The sequence below is a fragment of the Pseudomonas hefeiensis genome, assembly GCF_030687835.1.
In the GTDB taxonomy this organism is placed as follows: Bacteria; Pseudomonadota; Gammaproteobacteria; order Pseudomonadales; family Pseudomonadaceae; genus Aquipseudomonas; species Aquipseudomonas hefeiensis.
In genome coordinates this window covers 1,852,764-1,878,185 of the sequence record NZ_CP117449.1, presented here as the reverse complement: position 1 = coordinate 1,878,185, position 25,422 = coordinate 1,852,764, and the positions used below count along the sequence as shown (strand labels likewise).

Below are 25,422 nucleotides of genomic sequence, written 5' to 3'. Positions count from 1 at the left end.
TTGAATGCAAAGCTCGACGTCTGTAGTGCGTCCCCAGATGCTTTCAACCAACCACAAGAAAAGACGCACTGGCTCGTACCACGCGCTCCTCTCCAGCGCTTATATAGGTATTGGCGAAAACCAGTCGGCTACCGGACTTTTGAATATCAACGGCAGCCTCCAACCAATCGCCTACCTTAGCGGAGCCAGCGAAATCAGTGGTCATTGTGGTGGTCACGAGCTTGAGTGGCGGATCTTTCGAGAAGGCAGCGCTGTAGCCCAAAGCAATATCAGCCAGCGCCATGAACAACCCTCCGTGAGCGAGTCCACGCGCATTGGTGTGTTTCTTCTCGACCCGAATCCCAACGGTGAATCCTTCGGCGTTTTCCCGATAGTAGAAAGGGCCTAGTAGATCAAGAAAAGGACTGCTGCGAAATAACGGTTTGAAGCCCTGTGGAATATCCAATTCACACTCCTTTGCCTGTAGTCATAGTCAGGTCTGGCGACTGCAGTGAATGACCGTCAAAGGCGACCGGGCTCATTTGCACCCTGCTCAATTGCCTCCAAAGCCGATTTTTTCTCAAGCCACGCTTCCCGCGTTATTTCCCAGACTTCCTTAAGCAATGGCCCACAGACAAAATCACCCTGCTGTGTCGCGATCATGCGCATGCCTTCGTGTTCCGAAACTTTACGCGAAGCATGATTGCCCTCCGCCTTGGGCACTTGCATGACGGGACGCCCCAGGGTTTCAAACCAATAGGCGTTGATAACCTCACAAGCCTCGCGCATGTAGCCCTTTCCCTGCCATTGAGGCGCCAGCCAGAAACCCCGGTTGTTCCCAGGTTGGTCATACAGGCTGATGCTCCCGATGCAATGTGCCGGATCTTCGCAAGTGCGGATCATCCAATGCCACTCACGCCCCGCCGCAATGGCGGGAAGGGCATGGTCGCGAACGTACGTCAGAGCGCCGTCTTTCGGATAGGGCCATGGCACGCGACTGTCGAGATAACGCACCACTTCCCAATGGGGAAACAGCTGTTGAATAGCCGCTGCATCGACCAGTTGCAAAGGCGTGAGGATAAGGCGGCGGGTCTGGAGCGTGGGGGTGGTTTGCGTCATGGATTTACGCATGATGATCGTGCGCTCGGCGCCGTTGAATTCGTCACGTACCTTATGGAATCCCAGCGCGGTGTAAAAACTCTCAGCTGTAATAGAGGATGGCACATGCAAAGTCTCCAGGCCCAAGTCGAGAGCGGCTGAACACAGGACTGACATTAGCCGCCTGCCAACGCCTGCTCCTTGATAGCTCGGCTCTACAAAAACACTTCTGATCACATCCCCATCGAGGCTGGCCGTCGCGACAACCCGCTGTTCGACAGATGCCACATACACCCGACGCCGCGCCATCAATCGCTCAATCGCCAGTGGAGAAAAGCTCTGCTCCACACGGGCGATTACATCGGCCGGGTAATCTTTCGCATTGGATTGGCGCAGAGCGCTGATCACAACGTTGCTTATTGCTTGCGCGTCCTCGATTGTTGCGAGGCGAATGTGGGCATCCATTTCAAGTTCTCGCTCCAGGTGATCAGTGATCATAGACGCATGACAGTGGAAGTCATTACGACAATGCACTCTTGCTTGACCACTTGTACGCGCAACCGAACGCGCAAGGATCAGAGGTAGGCTCTGCTGTTCTCAGCCACATATTCTGCTGCCATGTATCCTCGTGTATCCCGAGGATACTTCGCTACATAACCTTGCACTTTTGCCTCCCATTCGACACAGCCCGGATACGTTGCCCCGTTCAAATGCACCCAAGGTTTCAAGGGCATCAACCAGAGCCCCTGACCCACGCTCGCAACGGAGGCATCACTATGAAAACGGCACGGCAGCACAGCAAAACCGGTAAAACCCATCGCCGCGTGCTCGGCTCATCCATCCTCGCGCTCAGTCTGCTCGGCGCGCTCGGGGTTGCCCATGGGCAATCCACCAGCGCCGCGCAGCCAACCGCGATCAAGTCCGGCGTCACACATACAACGCCCTCCCCGTTCGGTGCGCTGAAGCATGTCAAGGCCGGTCTGCTGGACGTGGCGTACGCTGAAACCGGCCCCGCCGATGGGCCGGTGGTGATTCTGCTGCACGGCTGGCCGTACGACATTCACAGCTATGACGAAGTCGCGCCCTTGCTCGCAGCGAAGGGATACCGCGTGCTGATGCCGTACGCCCGAGGCTACGGCGATACGCATTTTCTGTCCGAGAAGACACTTCGCAACGGTCAACCGGCCGCGCTGGCCAGTGACGTGATCGACTTCATCGATGCGCTGAAGATCAAGCAAGCCGTGCTCGGTGGCTACGATTGGGGCGCACGTTCGGCGGACATCGTCGCGGCCCTGTGGCCGGAGCGGGTCAAGGCGCTGGTCGCGGTCAGTGGCTATCTGATCGGCAGCCAGGCCGCCGGCCAGAACCCGCTACCGCCCAAGGCTGAGTTGCAGTGGTGGTATCAGTTTTATTTCGCCACTGACCGGGGCCGCGCCGGGTACGAGAAAAACACCCACGACTTCGCCAAGTTGATCTGGCAACTGGCGTCGCCAAAATGGGCATTCGATGACACCACCTTCGACCGCAGCGCCAAGGCGCTGGAAAACCCCGACCATGTCGAGATCACCGTGTTCAACTACCGTTGGCGTCTCGGCTTGGTCCAGGGCGAGACCCGGTACGACGCGCTGGAACAGAAACTGGCGACGGCGCCTTCCATCAGCGTGCCGACCATCACCCTTGAAGGCGATGCCAACGGCGCGCCGCACCCAGCTCCCGAGGATTACGCCAAGCGCTTCACTGGCAAATACGAATTCCGGTTGATCAGCGGCGGCATCGGCCACAACTTGCCGCAGGAAGATCCGCAGGCGTTTGCCAAGGCCGTGATCGATGCCGATCATCTTTGATAGCCAGGCACTTGTCTGGATAACACCGGCATAAAAAAACGGCTCGTTTATTCAACGAGCCGTTTTTTCGGGCCATTCACACCACATGCGCGGGCCCGACGATAAGACCGTACTTTGTTTCCTGGCGCTGTACGGGTATTACCGAACAGGATCAACCCGACGCATAAGGTCATTCAACACGTAGGTGTCCAGAAAGGCATTTACTTCGGTGATCTGGCCATCTTTGAATGTCATGTGCCACAGGTAAGTGTTGTTGTAGGGCTTGCGGTCAAGCGCCATGGCTTCTCCCTTCCAGAGAACCACCACGACATCGTCCTCGGCCACAATGCTTTGCACGGTAGGGGAAATGGGTGTCGCCAGCCGAGCGGTGATCGGTCGTACGGCTCGCTCGATTAAATCCGACTTGCTGTTATACACACCGGAAACAGGGCTTGATCCAGATACGGTCCACGTTGCGTCGGGCGCCAGCAGATCGAAAGCAGTGCCTTGGCCTTGCTGCCAGTTAGTAAATGCTTGGCGCACCAAGTCGGTATTGGTGTTTTGGTCAGCGGCTTGCGACGCTGAGACCGTGTTCGTTGAAAGCATCAAACACAGCGCGACAGCCTGAAGGCGCACAGCCAAACTCATCCATGGGGTCATGATCTTTCTCTCACAACAATATCGTTGATAGGAACCTCTTCAAGAGGAACCTTAACGGCATGGGCTCGGAAGCTTTTGCTTGATGCTGCTGAGAGGTTGCCTGATGCTGTTTAGTGGAACGGCGCGGACACCTGGGCCTGGTTCCTATGCGTGGTTGCTGCCACCACGCGGGTAGCCCCCCGGTCCCATATCACCCTTTTCCAGACGCCAAAAACCACAAACCCCCGACTTTCTCTAGGAAAATCGGGGGTTTGTGTTTGCAGAATATGGCGGTGAAGGAGAGATTCGAACTCTCGATACAGTTTCCTGTATACACACTTTCCAGGCGTGCTCCTTAAGCCACTCGGACACTTCACCGTGTCTCGGCAAACTGTTCAGTCTGTCGAGGCGCGCTAATGTAGTCGAAAGCTTTTCCGATGGCAAAGGTTTTTTTCAGAATTTTCATGCGGTTAAGGTGATCGGGCATTTCAAACGCATCGGGGCATGGCAAACCGGCCAATCTTCGGGTTGGTGCGCGCAGTGTTCCATGGAGCAAGGCGCGAGCGATGGGGCGGTCAGGCGGTTTGTGGGGGCCGGGGGCTGACCGGTGAGTCAGTCACAGCGCTTTACCTGGCCTGCGGCGGTGGGTAACGTCTGCGTCACTTCTCTTACAAGGAATAGCGCCATGAGCGACCTGATTGCCTACCATCTCGAAGACGGTATCGCGACCCTGACCTTGAACAACGGCAAGGTCAATGCCATCTCGCCGGATGTGATTGCCGCGTTCAACACTGCGCTGGATCAGGCTGTGACGGATCGGGCGGTGGTGATCATTACCGGGCAACCGGGGATTTTGTCCGGTGGTTACGATTTGAAGGTGATGACCGCCGGTCCCAAGGAAGCGGTGAGCCTGGTTACGGCCGGCTCGACCCTGGCCCGTCGCCTGTTGTCGCACCCCTTCCCCGTCGTTGTCGCGTGCCCCGGGCATGCGGTGGCCAAGGGTGCGTTCCTGCTGCTGTCGGCGGACTATCGCATCGGTGTCGATGGACCGTTCAGCATTGGCCTGAACGAGGTGCAGATCGGCATGACCATGCACCACGCAGGCATTGAGCTGGCCCGTGATCGTCTGCGCAAGTCTGCGTTCCATCGCTCGGTGATCAATGGCGAGATGTTCAACCCGCAGAGCGCTGTGGATGCCGGTTTCCTCGACAAGGTGGTATCAGCCGAAGAACTGCAGGGCGCGGCGCTGGAGGCCGCGCGTCAGTTGAAGAAAATCAACATGACCGCCCACAAGAACACCAAGCTGAAAGTGCGCAAGGCTCTGCTGGAGACGCTGGACAGTGCAATCCTGCTGGATCAGGAGCACATGGGTTAGCGCTCCACAGCGCAAAACGAAAAGCCCGACCTCTGCGTCGGGCTTTTTCTTACAGGCTCCGTTTAAAAACCGACAACCGCTCTAGCCTGCTTCTGTCACGTTATTCGGAAACATGCGCTCAAACATCGCCCATCTCCTACATCTATAGCGGCAATTGCCGAAAACAGTGCACATCCGTACACTGCGCCACCTTTTGTCCCGATGGGGCCTGTAGATGCTGTTTTTATTGCGTATGTTGTTGATGGGTCTGCATTTTGTGCTGGCGGGTGTGCTCGGGGTAATCCTGGGGCTGTGTCGCCCGTTCAATCCGGACAACAGCCGTTTATGCGCCAGGCTGTATGCGTGGCCCGCCATGTGCATTTTGCGTCTGCGGGTAAAGGCCGAGGTCGACACGCTGGTGAATAAATCCCAGAGCTGCGTGATCATTGCCAACCATCAATCCAACTATGACCTGTTCGTGTTCGGCAACGTGGTGCCGTATCGCACCGTGTGCATCGGCAAGAAGAGCCTGAAGTGGGTGCCGTTGTTCGGGCAGTTGTTCTGGCTGGCTGGCGGGCAATGTGCTGATCGACCGGGGCAACGCGATCAAGGCGCGCCAGTCGATGTTGACCACCACTCATACCTTGCAGCACGAGGACACATCAATCTGGGTGTTCCCGGAAGGCACGCGTAATCTTGGCGAGGATCTGCTGCCATTCAAGAAAGGCGCGTTCCAGATGGCGATCGCTGCCGGGGTGCCGATTGTTCCGGTGTGCGTCAGCAGCTACATCAAGCACACGCGCCTCAATCGCTGGCGAAGCGGCGACATCCTCATACGCTCGCTACCGGCCATTCCCACGGCGGGCTTGAGCCTGGACGACATGCCCCAGCTCATCGCCCAATGCCGTGAACAGATGCGCGAGTGCATCGCGGCGATGGACCGGCAGGTGCAGGCTGTTTAACGCGCCCGTTAAACAATAGCCAGCCGGGCACATAACCCTGTGGCGAGGGGATTTATCCCCGCTGGCTGCGCAGCAGCCCAAAGACAGGCAACTCGGAGTGTCAGGTAGGTTGAGTTCGCTGTGAGATGGCTGCTGCGCAGCCAGCGGGGATAAATCCCCTCGCCACAAAAGCCCGCACGATTCTGATTTTACCTGTATGGCATTTGACTCTACCGGCGAACTCAGCGGATTTTGCTGACTCTCAAGCAGCAGGGCACACTAAGCTACAGATTGCCTGCCACTGCCATTTTCCAAGAAGAAGTGAACCACCATCATGGGTAGAGTCGTTGCTGCTGCGGTTTACAGCGCCGGTAAGAAAGTCACCAACATCACCCTCGACGAAGGCAGCACCTGGGCAGCCAAACCCGGTCATTTTGTCTGGATCGGGCTTGAAGAGCCCAGCACCCAGGAGCTGACCAACCTGCAACGTCAATTCAATCTGCATGAATTGGCGATTGAAGACGCGATGGAGAAGCACAGCCGCCCCAAGCTGGAGACCTTTGGCGATGCGCTGTTTATCGTCACGTATTCACCAGTGCGCAAGGACGGCAAGCTGCAGTTCATCGAGACTCATATCTTCGCCGGCAACGGCTACATCATCACCGCCCGCAATGGCCACTCGGCGTCCTACGCCCATGTGCGACAGCGCTGTGAGGCGCGGCCCATTCTGCTGGAGCACGGGGAAGATTTCGTTCTCTATGCCATCCTGGATTTCGTCATTGAAAACTACCAGCCGGTGGGTGAAGCCATTCACGCCGAGATCGATGAACTGGAGCGCAACGTACTGTGCAGCGCCCTGAACGAGCGGGATATTCAGAACTTGCACAGTTTGCGCCGTGACGTATTACGCCTGCGTCGTTACGCAGCACCCATGGTGGAAATCAGCGAAGAACTGCAAAGACTGGACTTCCCCTTCATCGACAAAAACATGAGCCCGTACTTCCGTGATGTGCAGATTCATGTCACGCGGCAAATGGAAGACCTGGCGACGCTGGCGGACATTGCCAGCCAGACCATTGAAATCGGCGTGCTGCTCGAAGCGTCGCGCCAGAGCGTGGTACAGCGCAAGTTCGCGGCGTGGGCGGCGATCCTGGCGTTTCCCACCGCGGTGGCCGGAATCTATGGGATGAACTTCGAGAACATGCCGGAATTGACATGGCACTACGGGTACTTTCTGGTACTGGGGTTTATTGCGGTGGGCTGTACCGCGTTGTGGGGGAGCTTCAAGCGTTCGGGGTGGTTGTAGGCGAGCGTGTATGCAGTTGAGGCTGGCGTGACATTCATCGCGAGCAGGCTCGCACCCACATTTGATCGCCTGCCTGTCAAATGTGGGGGGCGAGGGTGTTTTAGCCTTGGGCCGCTTCGGTCTCAGGCTTGTGCGCGACAAAACGCATCATCCATTCAGCTACTGTTGTGCCGTGATGCGCCTGTTCAAGACTGGCCATGCCTTGACTGTAGATCTGCTCACCCAGGTGTTGCTGGCGAATCTCCAGCAGCGCCCGGGAATAATCGTGGATGAATTCCGGGTGGCCCTGGAAGCACAGCACCTGATCGTTGATGTGGTAGGCGGCGAACGGGCAAAAATCACTGGACGCGATGACCGTGGCGTTTTCCGGCAATTCGGTGACCTGGTCCTGGTGACTGATCAGCAGGGTCAGTTCTTCCATCACCGGGCTCATCCATGGCGCCTTGGCCGCGAGCTTGTAGCGGTGCGTGCCCACGCCCCAGCCCTGAGTGGCGCGCTCGGCCTTGCCGCCCAGCAACAGCGCCAGCAGTTGATGACCGAAGCACACGCCCAGTAACTTGTCGCCTCGCTGGTAGCGGTCCAGCAGGAAGGTCTTGAGGGTTTGAATCCAGGGGTCGGTGCCGAAGGAATCGGCTTTGCTGCCGGTCACCAGGTACGCGTCGAACTGCTCATCATCGTTGGGGTATTGCCCCTGCATGACGTTATACACAATGAACTCAGCCGCGACGGGCTGTTGTGAAAACAGGCGCTGGAACATCTGCCCGTAACCCTGATATTGGTCAATCAGTTCCGCACGCAAGATATCGGTTTCCAAAATGCAGATGCGCAGCGACATAAAAAATACCTGACACGATGATGGGAATAATGCACACCCTGAGCGTGCCTTGAAACACCGCCTCAAGGCAAGCCCCTTCCCTGCCGGTCAGAACAGTTCTTGCCTGGCGGCTTTCTCCAGTAACAAGCCCGGTGGCGAGAAACGCTCGCCATACTGCTCGGCCAGATACTGAGCGCGGGCGACAAAATCCTCCAGGCCGTACTGGTTGATGAACTGCAACGCACCGCCGGTCCAGGCTGCGAAACCGATACCGAAGACCGAGCCGACGTTGGCGTCCGCCGTCGCGGTGAGCACGCCCTCCTCCACACAACGCACGGTTTCCAGGGCCTGGATGAACAGCAGGCGATCGCGGATGTCCTGTGGCGAAATCTGCCCGTCGGCTTTCTCGAAACGGCTTTTGAGTTCCGGCCACAGGTGCTTTTGCCCGTCGGCCGGGTACTCATAGAAACCGCCCCCGGCGGCTTTGCCTGGTCGTTTGTATTCGTTGAGCAGCAAGTCAATCACGGCGAACGCGGGGTGCTCGATCGGCGTTTTCCCTTCCGCTCGCAGGTCCTTGGCGGTTTGCTCGCGGATATGGCTCATCAGGCTGAGGGAAACTTCATCAGAGATTGCCAGAGGTCCAATCGGCATCCCGGCCTTGCGCGCCTCGGTCTCGATCATCGGTGCGCTCACGCCCTCGCCCAGCATGGCGATGCCTTCGTTGGTAAAGGTGCCGAATACCCGGGAGGTGAAGAAGCCACGACTGTCGTTGACCACAATCGGCGTCTTGTTGATTTGCAGAACGAAATCGAAACCTCGTGCCAAGGTCTCGTCGCTGGTGCGGGCGCCCTTGATGATTTCCACCAGAGGCATTTTCTCCACCGGGCTGAAGAAATGCAGGCCGATGAACTTCGTCTGGTCCGGCACAGCCGTCGCCAGGCCGGTGATGGGCAAGGTCGAGGTGTTGGAGGCGATCACCGCGTCCGCCCCAACAACCGCTTGCGCAGCGGCTGAGACGCTGGCTTTCAGGGCGCGATCTTCAAACACGGCCTCGATGATCAGATCGCAACCGGCCAAGTCAGCGCCGCTGTCAGTGGCTTGAATCCGCGCCAGCGTGGCGTCGCGCTGTTCGGCGGTGAGCCGCCCGCGGGCGACCTGTTTATCCAGCAGCGCCACCGCACGGGCCTTACCCTTCTCGGCGGCGGCAAGGCTGACGTCCTTGAGCACCACTTCAATGCCGGCTATAGCGCTGACGCAGGCGATACCAGCCCCCATCATGCCGGCGCCGAGTACCCCGAGTTTTTGCGTCAGATGAGGTGCAAAGCCCTGCGGACGCGAACCACCGGCCTTGATTTCGTTGAGCTGGAACCAGAAAGTGCCAATCAGGTTCTTGGCCACCTGGCCGGTGGTCAGCTCGGTGAAGTAGCGGGTTTCGATCACGTGGGCGGTGTCGAAATCCACCTGGGCACCTTCCACCGCCGCGCAGAGAATTTTCTCGGGCGCGGGCAGGCAACCCTGGGTTTTGTTGCGCAGGATCGAAGGTGCTATCGCCAGCATTTGCGCGACTTTCGGATGAGACGGCGTGCCACCCGGGATCTGATAGCCCTTCATGTCCCAAGGCTGGACCACGCTTGGGTTGGCGAGAATCCAGGCCCTGGACTTGTTCAACAGGTCCTCGCGATCCACCGCCAGCTCATCGACCAGACCGGCCTGCAGCGCCTGTTGCGGGCGCACCTTCTTACCCTCGAGCAGATACGGCAAGGCCTTTTCCAAGCCAAGCAACCGCACCATCCGCACCACCCCGCCGCCACCGGGCAACAGGCCCAGAGTGACTTCCGGCAGGCCAATCTGCACCGACGGGTGATCCAGTGCCACACGATGATGGCAAGCCAGGCAGATTTCCCAGCCACCGCCCAGGGCTGCGCCATTGATGGCCGCCACCACCGGTTTTCCCAGGGTTTCCAGGGCACGCAGTTGCGCCTTGAGCCCGAGAACCATGTCATAGAATGCCTTGGCTTGGGGTTTACCGACCTTGACCAGTTCGTTGAGGTCGCCGCCAGCGAAGAAGGTTTTCTTGGCCGAGGTAATGATCACCCCGGCAATCGAGTCTCTTTCGGCAGTCAGCCGGGCGACGCAGGCGGCCATGGCCTCGCGGTACGTCGCATTCATGGTGTTGGCGCTCTGGCCTGGCATGTCCAGGGTCAGGACGACGATCCGGTCCTGGCCGGTTTCGTAACGGATGGCATCGCTCATGAAAAGTATTCCTTGAAGTCGGGGGCTCAGAGACGTTCGATAACGGTGGCAATGCCCATGCCGCCGCCGACACACAGGGTCGCCAGGCCATAACGCAGGCGACGCGCCTCCAACTCATCGAGCAAGGTGCCGAGGATTGCGCAGCCTGTAGCCCCCAAAGGATGCCCCATGGCGATGGAGCCGCCGTTGACGTTGACCTTGGCGGGGTCGATGGCCATGTCTTTGATGAACTTGAGCACCACTGAGGCGAACGCTTCGTTGACTTCGAACAGGTCGATGTCCTCCACCCGCAGCCCAGCCTTGACCAGAGCCTTGCGGGTAGCCGGCGCCGGGCCGGTGAGCATGATGGTCGGATCAGTGCTGGTGACAGCCGTGGCGACAATCCGCGCCCGCGGTTGCAGCCCCAGCGCCTGCCCCTTGGCTTCGGAACCGATCAGCATCAGCGCCGCCCCCATCGACGATGCCGGAACTGTTGCCCGGCGTGTGGACATGGTGGATCCGTTCCACATGGCTGTAGACCCGCAGCGCCGTAGCGTCGAAGCCCATCTGGCCCATGGCTTCGAAGCTTGGTTTGAGCTTGCCCAGGCCCTCCAGGGTCGAGTCAGCACGGATAAATTCGTCATGATCCAGCAGCACGATGCCGTTCTGATCCCGAACCGCCACCAGGGATTTGTTGAACGAGCCGTCGGCCCGGGCCCGGGCGGCCTTTTGCTGGGAGTGCAGCGCGAACGCATCGACGTCCTCGCGACTGAAGCCCTCCAGGGTTGCGATCAGGTCAGCGCCGATCCCCTGAGGCGTGAAGTGGCCCTGCAGGTTGGATTGGGGGTCAAGCGCCCAAGCACCGCCGTCGCTGCCCATAGGCACGCGAGACATGGATTCAACACCTCCGGCCACCACCAGATCCTCGAACCCGGAGCGCACTTTCATGGCCGCCAGGTTCACCGCCTCCAGGCCCGAGGCGCAGAACCGGTTGAGCTGCACGCCTGCCACGCTGACATCCCAGTCGGCAATCAGCGCGGCGGTCTTGGCGATGTCGGCGCCCTGATCACCTATCGGCGTCACGCAACCGAGCACAATATCGTCTACCTGACTGGTGTCCAGGCCCATGCGCTGCTGCATGGCATTGAGCAAGCCACCCACCAGATTCACCGGCTTGACGCTGTGCAAAGCACCATCGGTCTTGCCCTTGCCACGGGGGGTGCGTAATGCGTCAAAAATCAAAGCTTCGGTCATGACATCCTCAAACCACTGGGACAATGCAATGGCTCCAACCATAAGCCCAGCAGCCCGAGATTCAATGACCGCAGTGCTCAACGACGTTGACGGCCACGCTCAGACGAACGGTAGCATGCTATCGGGTTAACCGATTCAGGTGAGCAAAGTGTCTAGCAAAAGGGCCTTCACGAAGGTGGCACTAGGCCTCATATCCGTTTAATAGCGATCGGTAGAGAATTGATACGAATTGGATCTAAGTAAAGGCGGCTGAGGCCCCTAATGTAATCCTTGTACAAGATAGTCGTCGGGTTTTGCCGAGGCGCTTGTCAGACAGGAAGTGCAACGCCAGCCGTCAGGAGATATGCAGGCTGGCCTCAGGAAATAACAAAAAAGGCGGGTCAGCCATGTTCAAACATTCGAAAGTTCGCCAAGCCGGACTCATTCTCTTCGCCACGACGCTGCTGTTGATTGTGCCGAATATCACCAAGATGATCGGCTGAGTCCTGCACGTGGACGTCCGTATCATCGGCAAGCGGTAGTGCTTGTATCGTCAAAAAATGTGACGAGTTCGTTGTTCGAGTCGCGGTGGCTGTGCCAACCTTTGCGGCACTCCCTCGACATGGAAGACGATCCTCGTGAAAGCTCTCATTGTGTTCGGGGCGCTGCTGCTCAGCACGCCCTTGTTTGCCGCGCAGCTGGTGCTGGAGCTGGGCACGACTGCTCGTACCTGGCAGACCGAAGAACTGCTCCAGCATCCTGAAGCCCGAACGATCCAGATCGCTGAAGACGTTTCCTACAAAAAACCGATGAATTATCGCGCCGTGCCGCTGACAGCGCTGTTGGCTGGCGTCGAACCTGACGACCATCTCCAGGCCGTGGCGCTGGACGGATTTGCCGCCGAATTGCCGGCGGCACCGTTACTCAACACCAACGGTGCTCGAGCCTGGCTGGCAATTGAAGACCCGACCCAGCCCTGGCCCCCACTGGGTGAAGGCAAGGGTAGCGCCGGGCCGTTCTACCTGGTCTGGACCAACCCCCAGGCAGGCCACATCAGCCCCGAACAATGGCCGTACGCGGTGGCAACCATCAAGCGCCTGTCAGCGGTAGCCGAACGTTTCCCTGCCCTGCTGCCAGCGCCCACGGTGACTCAGGATGATCCAGTCTATAAGGGCTTTGAACTGTTCCAGAAAAACTGCCTGGCTTGCCATCGGCTCAACGGCGCAGGCGACGCGCAGTTTGGCCCGGATCTGAACATCCCCTTCAATCCTACCGAGTACTTTTCCGGGGATTTCCTCAAGCGCTATATCCGCGACCCACAAAGCCTGCGTCGCTGGCCCCAAGGGAAGATGCCGGGGTTCTCGGCCACGGTGCTGCCGGATTCGGAGCTGGATCTGCTGGTGGGGTATCTCAAGCACATGGCGGGGCGTAAACAGCCGTTGGCCCCATGAAGTCGGTTTTGTGGCTGAGGTGACCTTGCAGGAGCACACCTTATGAAAACGGCCGACACATAGGTCAGCCGTTGCTCGGGTTGCGTGAATGAGTTTTCAGGCGTGCAGACGCCGTATTTCCTGTTTGACACCCCAACCTTCGATGATGCCACCCAAAGGCTCCACCACCGCCTCGAAGTTTTGTTCGAAGTCTCCAATGTCATCGTAGGTGGCGTACATCACCCGGCTCAACTCCAATGACCAGGCCCCGTCGTCCCGTGCGCTGATCTGTGCATTCAATGACTCACCCCGAAATTGACCTGCTGCCCTGCGCGCCCGCTCCTCATCCGGGAAAATGGCGTAGAACTCGATGGGATGAAATTGTGAGAAATCGAAACCGCCTTCTTTCATGCGGCGAAGCACGCTGGTGCTGATGTCTTCTTGATAGGCTGTGCTCATGAAACGTCCTCCTCAAACCGATGGATAGACTTTCCGTCTTCCCGTGCGGGCAACCCTTGGGTTGCAGCGATACGGCATCAAATTACCGTCGGGACACAAGCATGTAGCTGACAAGACCGGACCTACGCGATCCTTTCGCTGATCTCAATTGCAGAGTAGCTGCAAGTCGTGGTCACTGCCAAGCGGGGCCAGGCAGTGACTTCATGAAACCGGTGTAATGCTGATGATTTCTATACTGTGCTGGGACTTGAGATTCTTGACGGTGGGGTCTGCGGTGCGACCCTCCAGGTCATTGAGATCAAGCTGGGTGGGCACGGGCAGCAGCTTTTGGCGAATCAATTGGGCAGCCTGCTCCATGGTGGGCTCCTGGTCATAGTCGAATTGCTCGGCGATGGCTTCGCCGTGGTCATCAACGAAAGTGATTTCCCACTTTTGCATCGGTGTCTCCTTGATCGATTCAGGGCCAGGCTTACCTTTATCTCGACATTGAGGGCTGAACAATCGTTCCACTCAGGCGTTGGACGGCACGCATGAAAAAACCGCCTCACAGGCGGTTTTTTCATGCAACGCCGACGATTATTTTTCGGCGAGTTCTTTCAAGGCTTTCAAGGTGTTGAACGGTGCATCCACCACGAATTTGTTGGCCAGCCAGGAAGGAACATCGCCACCCGGTTCGGTGTGGACCTGGTAGATCACTTCGATCTGACCGGCGTCCTTGGGCGTGAATTTCCAGAAGCCTTCGACTTGAGTGACCCGCACAAACCCCTTTTTTTCAGGCAAATACGTTGGCACACCTTTGAGGTTGCGGGTCAGGCTGCCATCGGCACCTTTGACGGTGGTCACTTGCAACACCGAGTCTCGCGCGGTAACCGGCCAGGGCGTGTTGAACTGGGTGTAGGTCCAGCTCTGGTCACCTTCATGCTTGAGCAGCTCCTGGCTCTTGCACTCGTGAATCCAGGCACAGGCGGCCGAAACGTCCTCCTGAAGCGCTTGCAGCTTGGCCATGGTGGTTTTCATGACAGTCACGCCTTGGTAGGCCTTGTACTTGGAACCGGCCACGTCACTGAGCGACACCTTGATGCCGTCCTCTTCCTTGACGACTTTCCAGTCTTCTGCCTGAACGGTTGCCGTTGCCAGCAGCACGGTCAAACCACACAACACAGCCATACGATGCAGCGAACCCATAATTATTTTCCTTGTTGTCGACGTTCCGGACTTGCCCCATTACGCTGCCGTGATTTGCTCCCACCAACCGATCAGCCGGATGGCGTCTTCAGTGCTGTTGCCACAGACCTCGATGTCAGCTTCGAATGCCGAACACACCGCCGGGCGTTCCGTCTGGCCGAAGATCCGGCACAGATTATCGACCGACAACTGCACGCAACGTTCTCCCGCCGGCTTGCCGTGGGGCATGCCAGGAATCGGCGAACTGATGGAAGGGGCGATGCAGCAGGCGCCACAGCCTTCACGGCATTTCATGACGACGACATCCTCACGACAGGTAATGATTGGTAACAGATACAGAGTAACGGCTAAAACACTCGTTTTAAATTACCGTTCAGGTGTTTTTTCTATCACGACAGGGTGACCATACAGTCAGCGATTCGCTGCACAGGATTACTGCTTGAACTCAAACTCCAGCGCCGCGCCTTCCACTTCATTGCGCTCTTGATTGCGCAGCGGCAACTGCATTTCGTTGCTCAGCAAACGGCCATTGAGTTGAAACGGTCCCGGTTTTTCCCCAAACATGGACGGCAACAAAGGTTCACGCTTGGGTAACGGCACCGTACCCGGAGGCTGTAGATTCTCGACCATGTCTTGAGGCAGGCTCAAGTCGAGCTTGGCCGGCGGTAACCGGGTCTTGGCGATCTCGCGGGCAGATGTGCTCTTGGAGGCAACAGGGGCACGTTTTTTCTTCGCTGCTGCGGCTTTTTTTACGGGCGCTTTTTTAACAACTGCCGGTTTTTTCTTCGACGCGTTTTTAGTGGCGCTGGCGGCCGGTTTCTCCTGCGCCGACGCAGCCACGACGCCTTCCGAAGGGAAGGCAGTCAACAGGCCGATCAAAACCCAGGCGGCAGGAGCAATGGCTTTCATAGACACTACGGCACTTACGGCAGAGATCCCCATGCTCGCCTGTTAATCCGTCGCTGACAAGCACATCAGACCGGGTCCACCCGTTTCTATCAAAAACCGCTGGCGGTCTCCTGGCACAGTTGGGTGGCCAGCAGGCCTAGCGTCATCAAGGCCCGTTCGGCCTCACGGTTCCAGGACGTTCCGCAATTGAGGCGGATGCAGTGGTTGAACTGCTCGGTGTTACTGAAAATCAGCCCTGGTGCAATGCTGATACCTTGCTGCAACGCCCGCACATGCAACTCCTGGGTGTTGACCCGTCCCGGCAGGCTGACCCACAGAATGAAGCCGCCGGTGGGACGGCTCATTTGCGTACCCTCGGGGAAGTATTGCTGCACTGCCAACTGAAAGGCGCTGAGGTTTTTGCGATACTCCTGGCGGATATAACGCAAGTGCCGGTCATAGCCGCCATTTTCCAGGTACGCCGCGATGCCCATCTGCGTGACGCTGCACGCCGAGTGCGTGCTGAAGGTCTGGAGCCGCTGAATTTCCTGCTGGAACTTGCCAGCGATCATCCAGCCGATACGTACGCCTGGCGACAATGTCTTGGAAAAACTCGAACAGTAGATGACCCGGTCCAACCGGTCATAGGCCTTGAGCGCCTTGGTGCGTCCCTGTTCGAACATCAACTCGCCATAAATATCATCTTCGACGATCTGGATGTCGAAATCCGAAGCCAGGCGCAACAGTTGCTTTTGCCGCTCCTCGGGCATCGTCCCGCCAAGGGGATTGCTCAAGCGCGTGGTCAGCACCAACGCCTTGATCGACCACTGGTTGGCCGCCAGTTGCAGGGCTTCCAGGCTCATGCCGGTGACCGGGTCGCTGGGGATCTCGATGACCTTGAGGCCCAGCAGATCCGCCAATTGCAGCAAACCGTAGTAGGTCGGCGATTCGGCGGCGATCAGGTCTCCTGGCCGGGTCAGTACCCGCAAGGACATTTGCAGCGCATCCACACAACCGTGAGTGATCACTACTTCGGAGGGATCCACCACCACCCCGGCATCGCGCATGCGAATCGCCACCTGGCGCCGCAGGGGCTCGAAGCCCGGGCTGAACATGTAGCTGAACGCCCGCGGGCTGTGGAAGCGCGTCACCTTGGCCAATTGCTGGTGCAGGGCCCGTACAGGCAGGTAGTCGACGCTTGGCACCGCCGCGCCCAGGGGAAATACCCCTTCGCGGCGTGACTCGACCAATACCTGCTGGATGATGCTGCTGCGCGTGACCAGCCCCGGACGCTCGACCCGGGCGATGTCCGGCGTCGGCGCCGTCAGGGCCGGGGTTTGATGCACGTAGTAACCCGATTGTGGCCGCGCGCGGATCAGCCCCTGATCTTCAAGGTTGGCGTAGGCCTGCAGCACCGTCGCATGACTGACGTTGAGCTGCGAGCTCATCTTGCGCACCGAAGGCACACGTTCACCAGGCTGATACACACCACGCCGGATGTCTTCAGCCAGTTGTTGGGCAATACGTTGATAGAGCAGGAGGTTGGTCATGACGCAGCACTCGATTTCACGGGCATTTTATTCTTGTGAGAGACAATACCGGAACAGTTTAGAAGTGTACGGGGACAGTTGCCAGATTACTCGACCATACAGTGCAGTGACAGCCCCAACTGTACTCATTAATCACCGATCCGCAGGCAAAAAAAACCCGGCACCTCTGAAGGGGGCCGGGTTCTCCAGCAACGCAGCCCTTAGCGGGTGGCGCCGAGCTGGCCTTTCTCGTCGGAGAACACAATTTCAACCCGACGGTTCTGTGCCCGACCACGCTCGGAAGCGTTGACGTCGACCGGGAACTCATCACCGTAGCCTTCGACCTGAATACGCTTTTCGTCGATCCCCAAGTCCACCAGCACGTCCGCCACCGCCTGGGCACGGTTACGGGACAGCTTGAGGTTCTCCTGCTTGCCGCCAGTGCTGTCGGTGTAACCTTCGATACGCACCACGCGCTTGGGGTTGAGCTGCAAGAATTGCACAATCTTGAGCACAACCCGGTTAGCCGAGTTCTTCAACTGCGCTTGGCCAGTGTCGAACAGCACGTCACCGAGCGTCATCACCAGGCCGCGATCGGTCTGGGTGGTCGCCATCGCCATGATCTGCTCTTCCAGCCACTTGCCCTGTTGCTGGACGCTCAGCAGCTTGGACTCGCGCAGGGCCAGTTGCAGGCGCTGGCGTTCCAGCTCGAGCTTTGCTGCGCGCTCTTCGTTGAGCACCTGGTTGCTGTGCTCCCGAGCAATCGCACTGTAGCGCTGGCTCAGGTAGGCGTAATGCAGTACGTCCCCGCCGCTGCCCCAGTAGCTGGACAAGCGATCGGCCCGGGCCAGGGACTCGCTGGCGCGGATCACGTCCTTGGGCGCGGCACGTAATACATTGGAATCTTCTTTGACCTTCTGGAAGTCGGTACCCGCCTTTTCCAGCGCCACCTCGCTGCGCTGACCCGCGCAACCGTACAAGCTGGCCAGGCCTGCGAGGATCAGGCCGCCAAATACTTGGGACTGCTTCATTGGGCATCATCCCTCAGCTGTTTGCGCAAACGCTCGATGCGGGTGTTGAGCACGTTCAGGTGTTCCTCGCTCTTGAGGGTCAGCACCTTCGCTTCGGCCAGGCGTGCATCCAGTTCGGCTTGCTCGGCGCGCATGCGGGCCTTCTTGAACGACTCGTCGGCCATGTTGGACCTGGCGCGGGCAAACTTTTCTTCGGCGAGTTTCAACTCGGGCACTTCTTCGGATGTGGCGCCCACGGCCCGGGCTTGCTCCAGGGCCTGTTCGGTCAGGCGGATCTGTTCATTCGGCGCCGGATCGGCTGCGCAACCCGCCAGAGCCAAAACGGCCAGGGCAGCGAAAAGAGGTCGAATAGTCACTAATGTTCCCTACTGTTTTGGGGCACCGACAGGTGGCTGCAACTGTGTTTTCCAACGCTCGGTATTGCGCTGCAACACAGTCTCCGTCAGGCCGGACGCGGCCAATTCTGTCATCTTTTGCGCCAGCTGTCCGCGCAACCATGGGTCATTGCAAGCGGAGTTATGGGAAACCGCGAGGAACAGCCCCGGAGTATCCAGCGGTTGCGGCACCGCCTGCAGGTCGTTGGCCATGCCCAATGTCTGAGTCATCGCCAAGCCCGAGTAGCGCCCTGCCAGGACATACTCCACCTCCCCCAGCAGCAGTTTCTGAAAGGCTTCAGTCAGGTTGGGGGTACGGGTCAGGGACAATTGTTGTTCGGCAAACACGTCAAATGCCTGGGTCATTCGCGCCTTTTGCGACAATGCCCCAGGATGACCATGAAGGTCCTCGGGCTGAGTGATGACCAGTGTCGAATCCTTGCGGGTCCAGACCAGGTAATCGTTTTCCAGCAAGGGCGGATGAACATAGTCCAGGGTTTCAAGCTCGCTGATGGTCAGCGCCGCGTCGACGAGCAGGTCCATGCGTCCGCTGCGCACTTCGTCCAGTGCCTGGGCGCGCTTGCCGGCATAGAGCAGTTCAATCTTGATCCCCAGCTCTGTCGCCACTTGCGCCAGCAGGTCGGCACTGGCGCCAATCAGGTGCTTGGGATCCTGGGGGTCTTGCCACAAGTAGGGCGGCGCATCCGGGCTACCGGTGGCGATCAGGCGTTCACATTTGCCGGCGGCGACAGACTGACCTGGCACAACGGCCAGCGCCCACAGCAACGACACGCCAGCCAAACGGCGAAGATCCATGGCGATATGCTCCCCTTGCAGTGACAACAACGTGCAGATAATAAAAAACCCGGCCAAAGGGCCGGGCTCTTTATAAGTGAAGACGCCGGATTAGACCAGCTTCTCCAGCTCAGGGATGGCTTCGAACAAGTCCGCTACCAGGCCATAGTCGGCCACCTGGAAGATCGGCGCTTCTTCGTCCTTGTTGATCGCGACGATCACCTTGGAGTCTTTCATGCCGGCCAGGTGCTGGATCGCGCCGGAAATACCGACGGCGATGTACAGCTGTGGCGCGACGATCTTGCCGGTCTGGCCGACCTGCATGTCGTTGGGGACGAAACCTGCGTCGACCGCGGCGCGGGATGCGCCGACGGCAGCGCCGAGCTTGTCGGCCAGGGCGTACAGGTGCTTGAAGTTGTCACCGTTCTGCATGCCACGCCCGCCGGAAACGACGATCTTGGCAGCGGTCAGTTCCGGACGATCGGACTTGGCCAGTTCTTCGTTGACGAAGCTGGAGATGCCGGCGTCGTGGGCAGCGCCTACCGCTTCAACGGCAGCCGAGCCACCTTCGGCGGCAACCGGGTCGAAACCGGTAGCACGTACGGTGATGACCTTGACCGCAGCATTGGACTGCACGGTAGCAATGGCGTTGCCGGCGTAGATCGGACGCTTGAAGGTGTCGGCGCTTTCTACCGAGATAATCTCGGAGATCTGGTCGACGTCCAGCGCAGCGGCAACGCGCGGCAGGATGTTTTTGCCGTTGGAGGTAGCGGCAGCCAGGATGTGGCTGTAGCCCTTGCCCAGCTCGGCAACCAGCGGCGCAACGTTTTCTGGCAGTTGGTGCGAGTAGGCGGCGTTGTCGGCCGACAGTACTTTTGCCACGCCAGCGATTTTCGCAGCGGCTTCAGCCACGGCGCCAACGCCCTGGCCGGCAACCAGCACGTGAATATCGCCACCGATTTTAGCGGCAGCAGCAACGGTGTTCAGCGTGGCCGGAGCCAGCGCCTTGTTATCGTGTTCGGCGATTACGAGGATAGTCATGATCAGATCACCTTCGCTTCGTTTTTCAGTTTCTCGACCAGTTCAGCCACCGACTTGACCTTGATGCCCGCGCTGCGTGCAGCCGGCGCTTCGACTTTGAGGGTCTTGTTGGTGGAGGCGGTGGAAACGCCCAAAGCGTCAGGCGTCAGCACTTCAAGCGGCTTCTTCTTGGCTTTCATGATGTTTGGCAGGGACGCGTAGCGCGGCTCGTTCAAACGCAGGTCGGTGGTGACGATGGCCGGCAGTTTCAGGGAAACGGTCTGCGCGCCGCCGTCGATTTCGCGAGTCACGGCAACGCTGTCGCCGGACACTTCAACCTTGGACGCGAACGTGCCCTGACCGTAGCCGCTCAATGCCGCAAGCATCTGCCCGGTCTGGTTGTTGTCGCTGTCGATGGCTTGTTTGCCAAGGATCACCAGCTGTGGCTGTTCCTTGTCGACAACAGCCTTGAGCAGCTTGGCCACGGCCAGGGAAGTCAGGTCTTCGGCGGATTCGACGAGGATGGCGCGATCAGCACCCAGCGCCAGCGCGGTACGCAGTTGCTCCTGGGCAGTGGTCGGACCGATGGAAACGACGACGATCTCAGTCGCCACGCCTTTTTCTTTCAGGCGTACGGCTTCTTCTACGGCGATTTCGCAGAAAGGGTTCATCGACATCTTGACGTTGGCGAGGTCGACGCCGGAGTTGTCCGCCTTGACGCGAACCTTGACGTTATAGTCGACCACTCGTTTGACAGCTACAAGAACCTTCATGGATTCCTCGTTACTCTCCGGTGAAAAGAAAGTCGCCTAGGCGAACCTGGCGGTTGATGCTCATGGGCGCAAGGGCACCTCTAAAAACGCCGGCATGAACCACACATGACCTTGCTCACGGGAGTGAAGACCGTTCGTCAGTGATGACCGACGAGTCATTCATTATCGCGGCGTGTAAACTGCGCGTCCGAACCACGCAATACGTCACTTTGTGCTGCCTTCGCCCTGTCTTTAGAGGTGCTCTTGGAACCAACAGTCAGCCTACGGCGAGCGCAAAACCGCCCGTATCTTGACCGGAACGCCCATTCCGGTCAATACGGCAAAATGGTCAGTCATAAGCCGTACGTCAGTGATTTATCTGGCCTGCGGCTATTTCAAACAAACGTTTGTATTGGACCCTGAGAGTGGTGTAGATATAATGCGCCGCTTAAGAGAGAACCGCGGGTCATTCATTGCCGCTTTCGTCGATTTCGCGAAGCAGATCATGGATGCAACGCCAAACCTCCAATTAGAAAAAACTGTGAGCCTTGAGTAGGAGATAGCCTGTGGAACGCGAATACATGGAATTCGACGTGGTCATCGTCGGTGCCGGCCCCGCTGGCCTGTCTGCCGCTTGCCGACTGAAACAGAAGGCCGCCGAAGCCGGTAAGGAAATCAGCGTCTGCGTGGTCGAAAAAGGCTCCGAAGTCGGTGCGCACATCCTCTCCGGCGCGGTGTTCGAACCCCGCGCGCTGAACGAACTGTTCCCGGACTGGAAAGCGCTCGGCGCACCGTTGAACACGCCCGTCGTGCGCGATGACATTTATGTCCTGAGAAACGCCGAGGCCGCGAGCAAAATCCCTGACTTCTTTGTGCCCAAGACCATGCACAACGAAGGCAACTATATTATTTCCCTGGGCAACCTGTGCCGCTGGCTGGCCCAGCAGGCCGAGAACCTGGGCGTGGAAATCTACCCGGGCTTCGCCGCCCAGGAAGCGCTGTTCGACGAGAACGGCGTAGTACGCGGGATCATTACCGGCGACCTGGGTGTCGACCGCGAAGGCAAGCCGAAGGAAGGCCTCTACACCCCTGGCATGGAACTGCGCGGCAAGTACACGCTGTTCGCCGAAGGCTGCCGTGGTCATATCGGCAAGCAACTGATCAAGCGCTTCAACCTGGACAGCGACGCCGATGCCCAGCACTACGGCATCGGCCTGAAGGAAATCTGGGAAATCGACCCGGCCAAGCACCAACCCGGCCTGGTGGTGCACACCGCTGGCTGGCCGCTGGACATCATGGGCAGCGAAAATACCGGGGGCTCTTTCCTCTATCACCTGGAAAACAACCAGGTGGTGGTCGGCCTGATCGTCGACCTGTCCTACAGCAACACTTTCCTGTCGCCGTTCGACGAGTTCCAGCGCCTCAAGCATCACCCGGTGCTCAAGCAGTACCTGGAAGGCGGCAAGCGTGTCAGCTACGGCGCCCGCGCCATCTGCAAGGGCGGCCTGAATTCGCTGCCAAAAATGGTCTTCAAGGGCGGCGCGCTGATCGGTTGCGACCTCGGCACCCTGAACTTCGCCAAGATCAAAGGCAGCCACACCGCCATGAAGTCCGGCATGCTCGCCGCTGATGCGGTGGCCGATGCGCTGTTTGCAGGCTCCGAAGGCGCGGATGAACTGACTTCCTACGTCGACGCGTTCAAGGCCAGCTGGCTGTATGAAGAGTTGTTCGCCAGCCGCAACTTCGGCGCGGCGATCCACAAGTACGGCGCGATCATCGGCGGCGGCTTCAACTGGCTCGACCAGAACATCTTCGCCGGCAAGCTGCCGTTCACCCTGCATGACAACAAGCCAGACTATGCCTGCCTGAAACTGGCGGCTGACTGCAAGAAAATCGACTATCCGAAACCGGACGGCAAGATCAGCTTCGACAAACTCAGCTCGGTGTTCATCTCCGGTACCAACCATGAAGAAGAACAGCCCTGCCACCTGAAGCTGACCGACCCGAGCATCCCGATCAGCAAGAACCTGCCGCTGTACGACGAACCGGCCCAACGCTATTGCCCGGCCGGGGTGTACGAAGTGGTGACCCAGGAAGATGGCGAGAAGCGCTTCCAGATCAACGCCCAGAACTGTGTTCACTGCAAGACCTGCGACATCAAGGACCCTGCACAGAACATCACCTGGGTTTCGCCGGAAGGCGCTGGCGGGCCGACTTACCCGAACATGTAAGCCGATTCGCTGAACATCAAGGCTCCCGACATGGGGCCTTTTTGTTGCCTGCGATTTCAAGAACCACCACGGTCCAAAATGTGGGAGCGGGCTTGCTCGCGAAGGCGTCGTGTCAGTCACAAAAATACTGATAGATAAACCGCTTTCGCGAGCAAGCCCGCTCCCACAGGGGGATTTGCGCTGGATCACGCCGCGCGCTCTTCCCCTGGACTGCGCTCGAAGTAACGCTTGTACTCCCGGCTGAACTGCGACGAACTCTGATACCCCACCTGATGCGCAACCTGGGCCACGCCCATGCCCTCGATCAGCAACAACCGCTGAGCCTTAAGCAGACGCAGTCGCTTGAGGTACTGCACCGGCGACAACAGCGTGCTGCGTTTGAAATGTTCATGGAAGGTCGAAGCACTCATGTTCGCGCAACTGGCCAACGTCTCGACATTCAACGGCTCGGTGAAATGTGCGTGCAGATGGCTCAGGGCAGCGGCAATACGGGCGAACTGGCCTTGCTGCTCCACCAGCGCGCGCAGTACGTCGGCCTGAGGGCCGCGCAAGGCGACGAACAGCAGCTCCCGCAGCCGCGCCTGACCCATGACCTGGCATTCCAATGGATCGTGCAGGCAGCGCAATAAGCGTTCGACACACCCACGCATGGCGTCATCGAGCACTGCGCAGGTCATCGATTCCGGCGTCTGCGGGGCCAGGCTCCGCCCCGGCACCAGCCCCATGGCCAGCACCAGCTCCCCCAGTATCGCCCGATCGATTGCCACGGAAACCCCCAGCAGCGGAGCATTGGGCATGGCGTAGGTTTCGCATTCGAACGGCACCGGCAGCGCCTGGATCAAATAGTGCCCCGCACCGTACTCCAGCGTGCGAGGCCCCAGGAACGCCAGTTTGCTGCCTTGGGCAATGATCACCAGACTCGGCTCGTAGAGCTGTGGACCACGGGCGACGTCCTGGCTGGCGCGAAGAGTTTGCACGCCGGGCAGTTGCGTAGGCACGAAACCGTCACGGGTCGCCAGGGGTTCAATCAGCGAAACCAAAGTGGCATTGGCATCAAGATGACGGGTCAACAACATGGGGAAAACTTCACGAAAAAAGGGATGAAAGCATCATCGCAGGTCTAATGCTTCGTAGGATCAAACCATAGCCAATGTCGGAGGAATAGGCATGACACGCGTAGGAATCGCCATCGCCGCGAACCGACATGACTCCCACAATGGACCACCTCACCGTTCACTGCTTAGCGAGGTCTATTATGTACACTGCTATCGGATATGCCGCCCAATCGCCCACCACCCCCCTCGCCCCGATGAAGTTCGAACGCCGCAGCCCGCGCGCCGACGATGTGGCGATCGACATTCTCTACTGTGGCGTATGCCACTCCGACATCCACCAGGCCCGCAATGAATGGGGTATTGCCGTTTATCCGTTGATGCCCGGCCATGAGATCGTCGGAAAAGTCACCGCTGTCGGGGCGAATGTCACCCGCTATAAAATTGGCGACCTGGTGGGCGTTGGCTGCATGGTCGACTCCTGCCGCGAGTGCGAAGCCTGTCGCGCTGATCTGGAACAATACTGCTACCAGGGCATGACACAGACCTACGCCAGCCCGGACCGTGTGAGCGGCGGTCACACCATGGGCGGTTACTCCAACAGCATCGTGGTCAGCGAACACTTTGTGCTGCGCATCCCGGAAACACTCGACCCGGCCGGCGCCGCGCCGATTCTGTGCGCCGGCATCACCACCTACTCGCCCCTCAAGCACTACGGCGTGAAGGCCGGCGACAAGGTCGGCGTGCTGGGCATGGGCGGCCTCGGCCACATGGGCATCAAGTTCGCCAAGGCCATGGGCGCAGAAGTCACGTTGTTCACTCGCTCAGCGAGCAAGGCCGAAGAAGCTCGTCGTCAAGGCGCGGACCATGTGATCGTATCTACAGACGCCGAACAGATGGCCGCCGCGGCCGGGCGATTCCACTTCCTGCTGGACACCATTCCGGTGCAGCACGACCTCAACCCCTACCTCGACACCTTGCGTTTCGACGGTGTGCACATCCTGGTGGGCTTGGTCGAGCCGATCGATCCGCCGGTACACGCGGCAAAACTGATCATGGGCCGTCGGGTCCTGGCCGGTTCGTTGATCGGCGGTGTTGCCGAAACCCAGGAAGTACTGGATTTCTGCGCCGAACACAACATCAGCTGCGACATTGAAATGCTCGACATCCGCCAGATCAACGAGGCCTACAGCCGCATGATCGCAGGCGATGTGAAGTATCGCTTCGTCATCGACATGGCGACGCTCAAAGCCTGAC

23 protein-coding genes, 1 tRNA gene and 3 pseudogenes are annotated in these 25,422 nt (G+C 58.8%); 7 read left to right on the top strand and 20 right to left on the bottom strand.

Annotated elements, in window-relative coordinates; translation table 11 throughout:
* Positions 1 to 43 precede the first annotated feature (43 nt).
* The 3 genes and pseudogenes from PSH57_RS08325 to PSH57_RS08315 form a co-directional block, all read right to left on the bottom strand.
* Complete coding sequence (locus PSH57_RS08325) at positions 44 to 445, bottom strand: PaaI family thioesterase (protein WP_305388922.1); 402 nt, start codon at positions 443 to 445, stop codon at positions 44 to 46.
* Between the two features lie 56 nt (positions 446 to 501).
* Positions 502 to 1,098 (bottom strand): GNAT family N-acetyltransferase, encoded by a 597-nt coding sequence (locus tag PSH57_RS08320; protein WP_305390327.1) that lies wholly within the window; start codon positions 1,096 to 1,098, stop codon positions 502 to 504.
* 90 nt (positions 1,099 to 1,188) lie between these two features.
* Positions 1,189 to 1,542, bottom strand: a pseudogene (locus PSH57_RS08315) (GNAT family N-acetyltransferase); the annotation flags it as partial.
* Between the two features lie 311 nt (positions 1,543 to 1,853).
* On the opposite strand from PSH57_RS08315, the gene PSH57_RS08310 reads away from it, so the two are divergent.
* Positions 1,854 to 2,921 carry an alpha/beta fold hydrolase gene (locus tag PSH57_RS08310; protein WP_305388921.1) on the top strand — a complete coding sequence of 356 codons (1,068 nt, stop codon included), beginning with the start codon at positions 1,854 to 1,856 and terminating at the stop codon, positions 2,919 to 2,921.
* 138 nt (positions 2,922 to 3,059) lie between these two features.
* On the opposite strand, the gene PSH57_RS08305 is transcribed toward PSH57_RS08310, so the two are convergent.
* Positions 3,060 to 3,560: a nuclear transport factor 2 family protein gene (locus PSH57_RS08305; RefSeq protein WP_305388920.1), complete on the bottom strand. Its 501-nt coding sequence runs from the start codon at positions 3,558 to 3,560 to the stop codon at positions 3,060 to 3,062.
* 267 nt (positions 3,561 to 3,827) lie between these two features.
* Positions 3,828 to 3,917 (bottom strand) — tRNA-Ser (locus tag PSH57_RS08300).
* 307 nt (positions 3,918 to 4,224) lie between these two features.
* On the opposite strand from PSH57_RS08300, the gene PSH57_RS08295 reads away from it, so the two are divergent.
* The 3 genes and pseudogenes from PSH57_RS08295 to PSH57_RS08285 all read left to right on the top strand — a co-directional run bounded on the left by PSH57_RS08295 (position 4,225) and on the right by PSH57_RS08285 (position 7,140).
* On the top strand, positions 4,225 to 4,914 hold the full coding sequence (locus PSH57_RS08295; protein ID WP_305388918.1) for a crotonase/enoyl-CoA hydratase family protein: 690 nt from the start codon (positions 4,225 to 4,227) through the stop codon (positions 4,912 to 4,914).
* A 214-nt stretch (positions 4,915 to 5,128) separates the two neighbouring features.
* A pseudogene (locus tag PSH57_RS08290) lies at positions 5,129 to 5,855 on the top strand (lysophospholipid acyltransferase family protein).
* A gap of 313 nt (positions 5,856 to 6,168) precedes the next feature.
* Positions 6,169 to 7,140, top strand: a complete 972-nt coding sequence (locus PSH57_RS08285; protein ID WP_305388916.1) for a magnesium and cobalt transport protein CorA — start codon at positions 6,169 to 6,171, stop codon at positions 7,138 to 7,140.
* Between the two features lie 100 nt (positions 7,141 to 7,240).
* Here PSH57_RS08285 and PSH57_RS08280 read toward each other — a convergent pair whose 3' ends face one another.
* The 3 genes and pseudogenes from PSH57_RS08280 to PSH57_RS08270 form a co-directional block, all read right to left on the bottom strand.
* The gene (locus PSH57_RS08280; protein ID WP_305388915.1) at positions 7,241 to 7,975 is read right to left on the bottom strand and encodes an amidotransferase; all 735 of its coding nucleotides are present in this window, start codon (positions 7,973 to 7,975) and stop codon (positions 7,241 to 7,243) included.
* Positions 7,976 to 8,062: 87 nt separating this feature from the next.
* The gene (locus tag PSH57_RS08275) at positions 8,063 to 10,207 is read right to left on the bottom strand and encodes a 3-hydroxyacyl-CoA dehydrogenase NAD-binding domain-containing protein (protein ID WP_305388914.1); all 2,145 of its coding nucleotides are present in this window, start codon (positions 10,205 to 10,207) and stop codon (positions 8,063 to 8,065) included.
* Between the two features lie 26 nt (positions 10,208 to 10,233).
* A pseudogene (locus PSH57_RS08270) lies at positions 10,234 to 11,440 on the bottom strand (acetyl-CoA C-acetyltransferase).
* Between the two features lie 617 nt (positions 11,441 to 12,057).
* On the opposite strand from PSH57_RS08270, the gene PSH57_RS08265 reads away from it, so the two are divergent.
* Positions 12,058 to 12,870 (top strand): c-type cytochrome, encoded by an 813-nt coding sequence (locus PSH57_RS08265; protein ID WP_305388911.1) that lies wholly within the window; start codon positions 12,058 to 12,060, stop codon positions 12,868 to 12,870.
* A gap of 96 nt (positions 12,871 to 12,966) precedes the next feature.
* Here PSH57_RS08265 and PSH57_RS08260 read toward each other — a convergent pair whose 3' ends face one another.
* From PSH57_RS08260 to PSH57_RS08210, 11 genes are all read right to left on the bottom strand, one after another.
* Entirely contained in the window at positions 12,967 to 13,308 is a 342-nt protein-coding gene (locus PSH57_RS08260; RefSeq protein WP_047228234.1) for a ribonuclease E inhibitor RraB, read from the bottom strand.
* Positions 13,309 to 13,509: 201 nt separating this feature from the next.
* On the bottom strand, positions 13,510 to 13,746 hold the full coding sequence (locus PSH57_RS08255) for a hypothetical protein (RefSeq protein ID WP_305388909.1): 237 nt from the start codon (positions 13,744 to 13,746) through the stop codon (positions 13,510 to 13,512).
* Positions 13,747 to 13,884: 138 nt separating this feature from the next.
* The gene (locus tag PSH57_RS08250; protein ID WP_305388908.1) at positions 13,885 to 14,493 is read right to left on the bottom strand and encodes an START domain-containing protein; all 609 of its coding nucleotides are present in this window, start codon (positions 14,491 to 14,493) and stop codon (positions 13,885 to 13,887) included.
* A 39-nt stretch (positions 14,494 to 14,532) separates the two neighbouring features.
* On the bottom strand, positions 14,533 to 14,787 hold the full coding sequence (locus PSH57_RS08245; RefSeq protein WP_305388906.1) for a YkgJ family cysteine cluster protein: 255 nt from the start codon (positions 14,785 to 14,787) through the stop codon (positions 14,533 to 14,535).
* A gap of 138 nt (positions 14,788 to 14,925) precedes the next feature.
* Positions 14,926 to 15,402 carry a translation initiation factor 2 gene (locus tag PSH57_RS08240; RefSeq protein WP_305388905.1) on the bottom strand — a complete coding sequence of 159 codons (477 nt, stop codon included), beginning with the start codon at positions 15,400 to 15,402 and terminating at the stop codon, positions 14,926 to 14,928.
* Between the two features lie 89 nt (positions 15,403 to 15,491).
* Entirely contained in the window at positions 15,492 to 16,931 is a 1,440-nt protein-coding gene (locus PSH57_RS08235) for an aminotransferase-like domain-containing protein (protein WP_305388903.1), read from the bottom strand.
* Positions 16,932 to 17,131: 200 nt separating this feature from the next.
* Entirely contained in the window at positions 17,132 to 17,941 is an 810-nt protein-coding gene (locus tag PSH57_RS08230; protein ID WP_305388902.1) for an OmpA family protein, read from the bottom strand.
* Positions 17,938 to 18,297, bottom strand: a complete 360-nt coding sequence (locus PSH57_RS08225) for a DUF4398 domain-containing protein (RefSeq protein WP_305388900.1) — start codon at positions 18,295 to 18,297, stop codon at positions 17,938 to 17,940. Before PSH57_RS08225 ends, PSH57_RS08230 begins: the two co-directional genes overlap by 4 nt.
* Before the next feature lie 9 nt (positions 18,298 to 18,306).
* Positions 18,307 to 19,131: a substrate-binding periplasmic protein gene (locus PSH57_RS08220; protein ID WP_305388899.1), complete on the bottom strand. Its 825-nt coding sequence runs from the start codon at positions 19,129 to 19,131 to the stop codon at positions 18,307 to 18,309.
* 90 nt (positions 19,132 to 19,221) lie between these two features.
* Complete coding sequence (locus tag PSH57_RS08215) at positions 19,222 to 20,151, bottom strand: electron transfer flavoprotein subunit alpha/FixB family protein (RefSeq protein ID WP_305388898.1); 930 nt, start codon at positions 20,149 to 20,151, stop codon at positions 19,222 to 19,224.
* A gap of 2 nt (positions 20,152 to 20,153) precedes the next feature.
* Positions 20,154 to 20,903, bottom strand: a complete 750-nt coding sequence (locus PSH57_RS08210) for an electron transfer flavoprotein subunit beta/FixA family protein (RefSeq protein WP_007908338.1) — start codon at positions 20,901 to 20,903, stop codon at positions 20,154 to 20,156.
* A 545-nt stretch (positions 20,904 to 21,448) separates the two neighbouring features.
* Between PSH57_RS08210 and PSH57_RS08205 the strand changes: the two genes are divergently transcribed.
* Entirely contained in the window at positions 21,449 to 23,113 is a 1,665-nt protein-coding gene (locus tag PSH57_RS08205) for an electron transfer flavoprotein-ubiquinone oxidoreductase (RefSeq protein WP_305388897.1), read from the top strand.
* Between the two features lie 185 nt (positions 23,114 to 23,298).
* On the opposite strand, the gene PSH57_RS08200 is transcribed toward PSH57_RS08205, so the two are convergent.
* Positions 23,299 to 24,189: an AraC family transcriptional regulator gene (locus tag PSH57_RS08200; protein WP_305388895.1), complete on the bottom strand. Its 891-nt coding sequence runs from the start codon at positions 24,187 to 24,189 to the stop codon at positions 23,299 to 23,301.
* 179 nt (positions 24,190 to 24,368) lie between these two features.
* Between PSH57_RS08200 and PSH57_RS08195 the strand changes: the two genes are divergently transcribed.
* Positions 24,369 to 25,421: an NAD(P)-dependent alcohol dehydrogenase gene (locus PSH57_RS08195; RefSeq protein WP_305388894.1), complete on the top strand. Its 1,053-nt coding sequence runs from the start codon at positions 24,369 to 24,371 to the stop codon at positions 25,419 to 25,421.
* The last annotated feature ends 1 nt before the right edge of the window (position 25,422 follow it).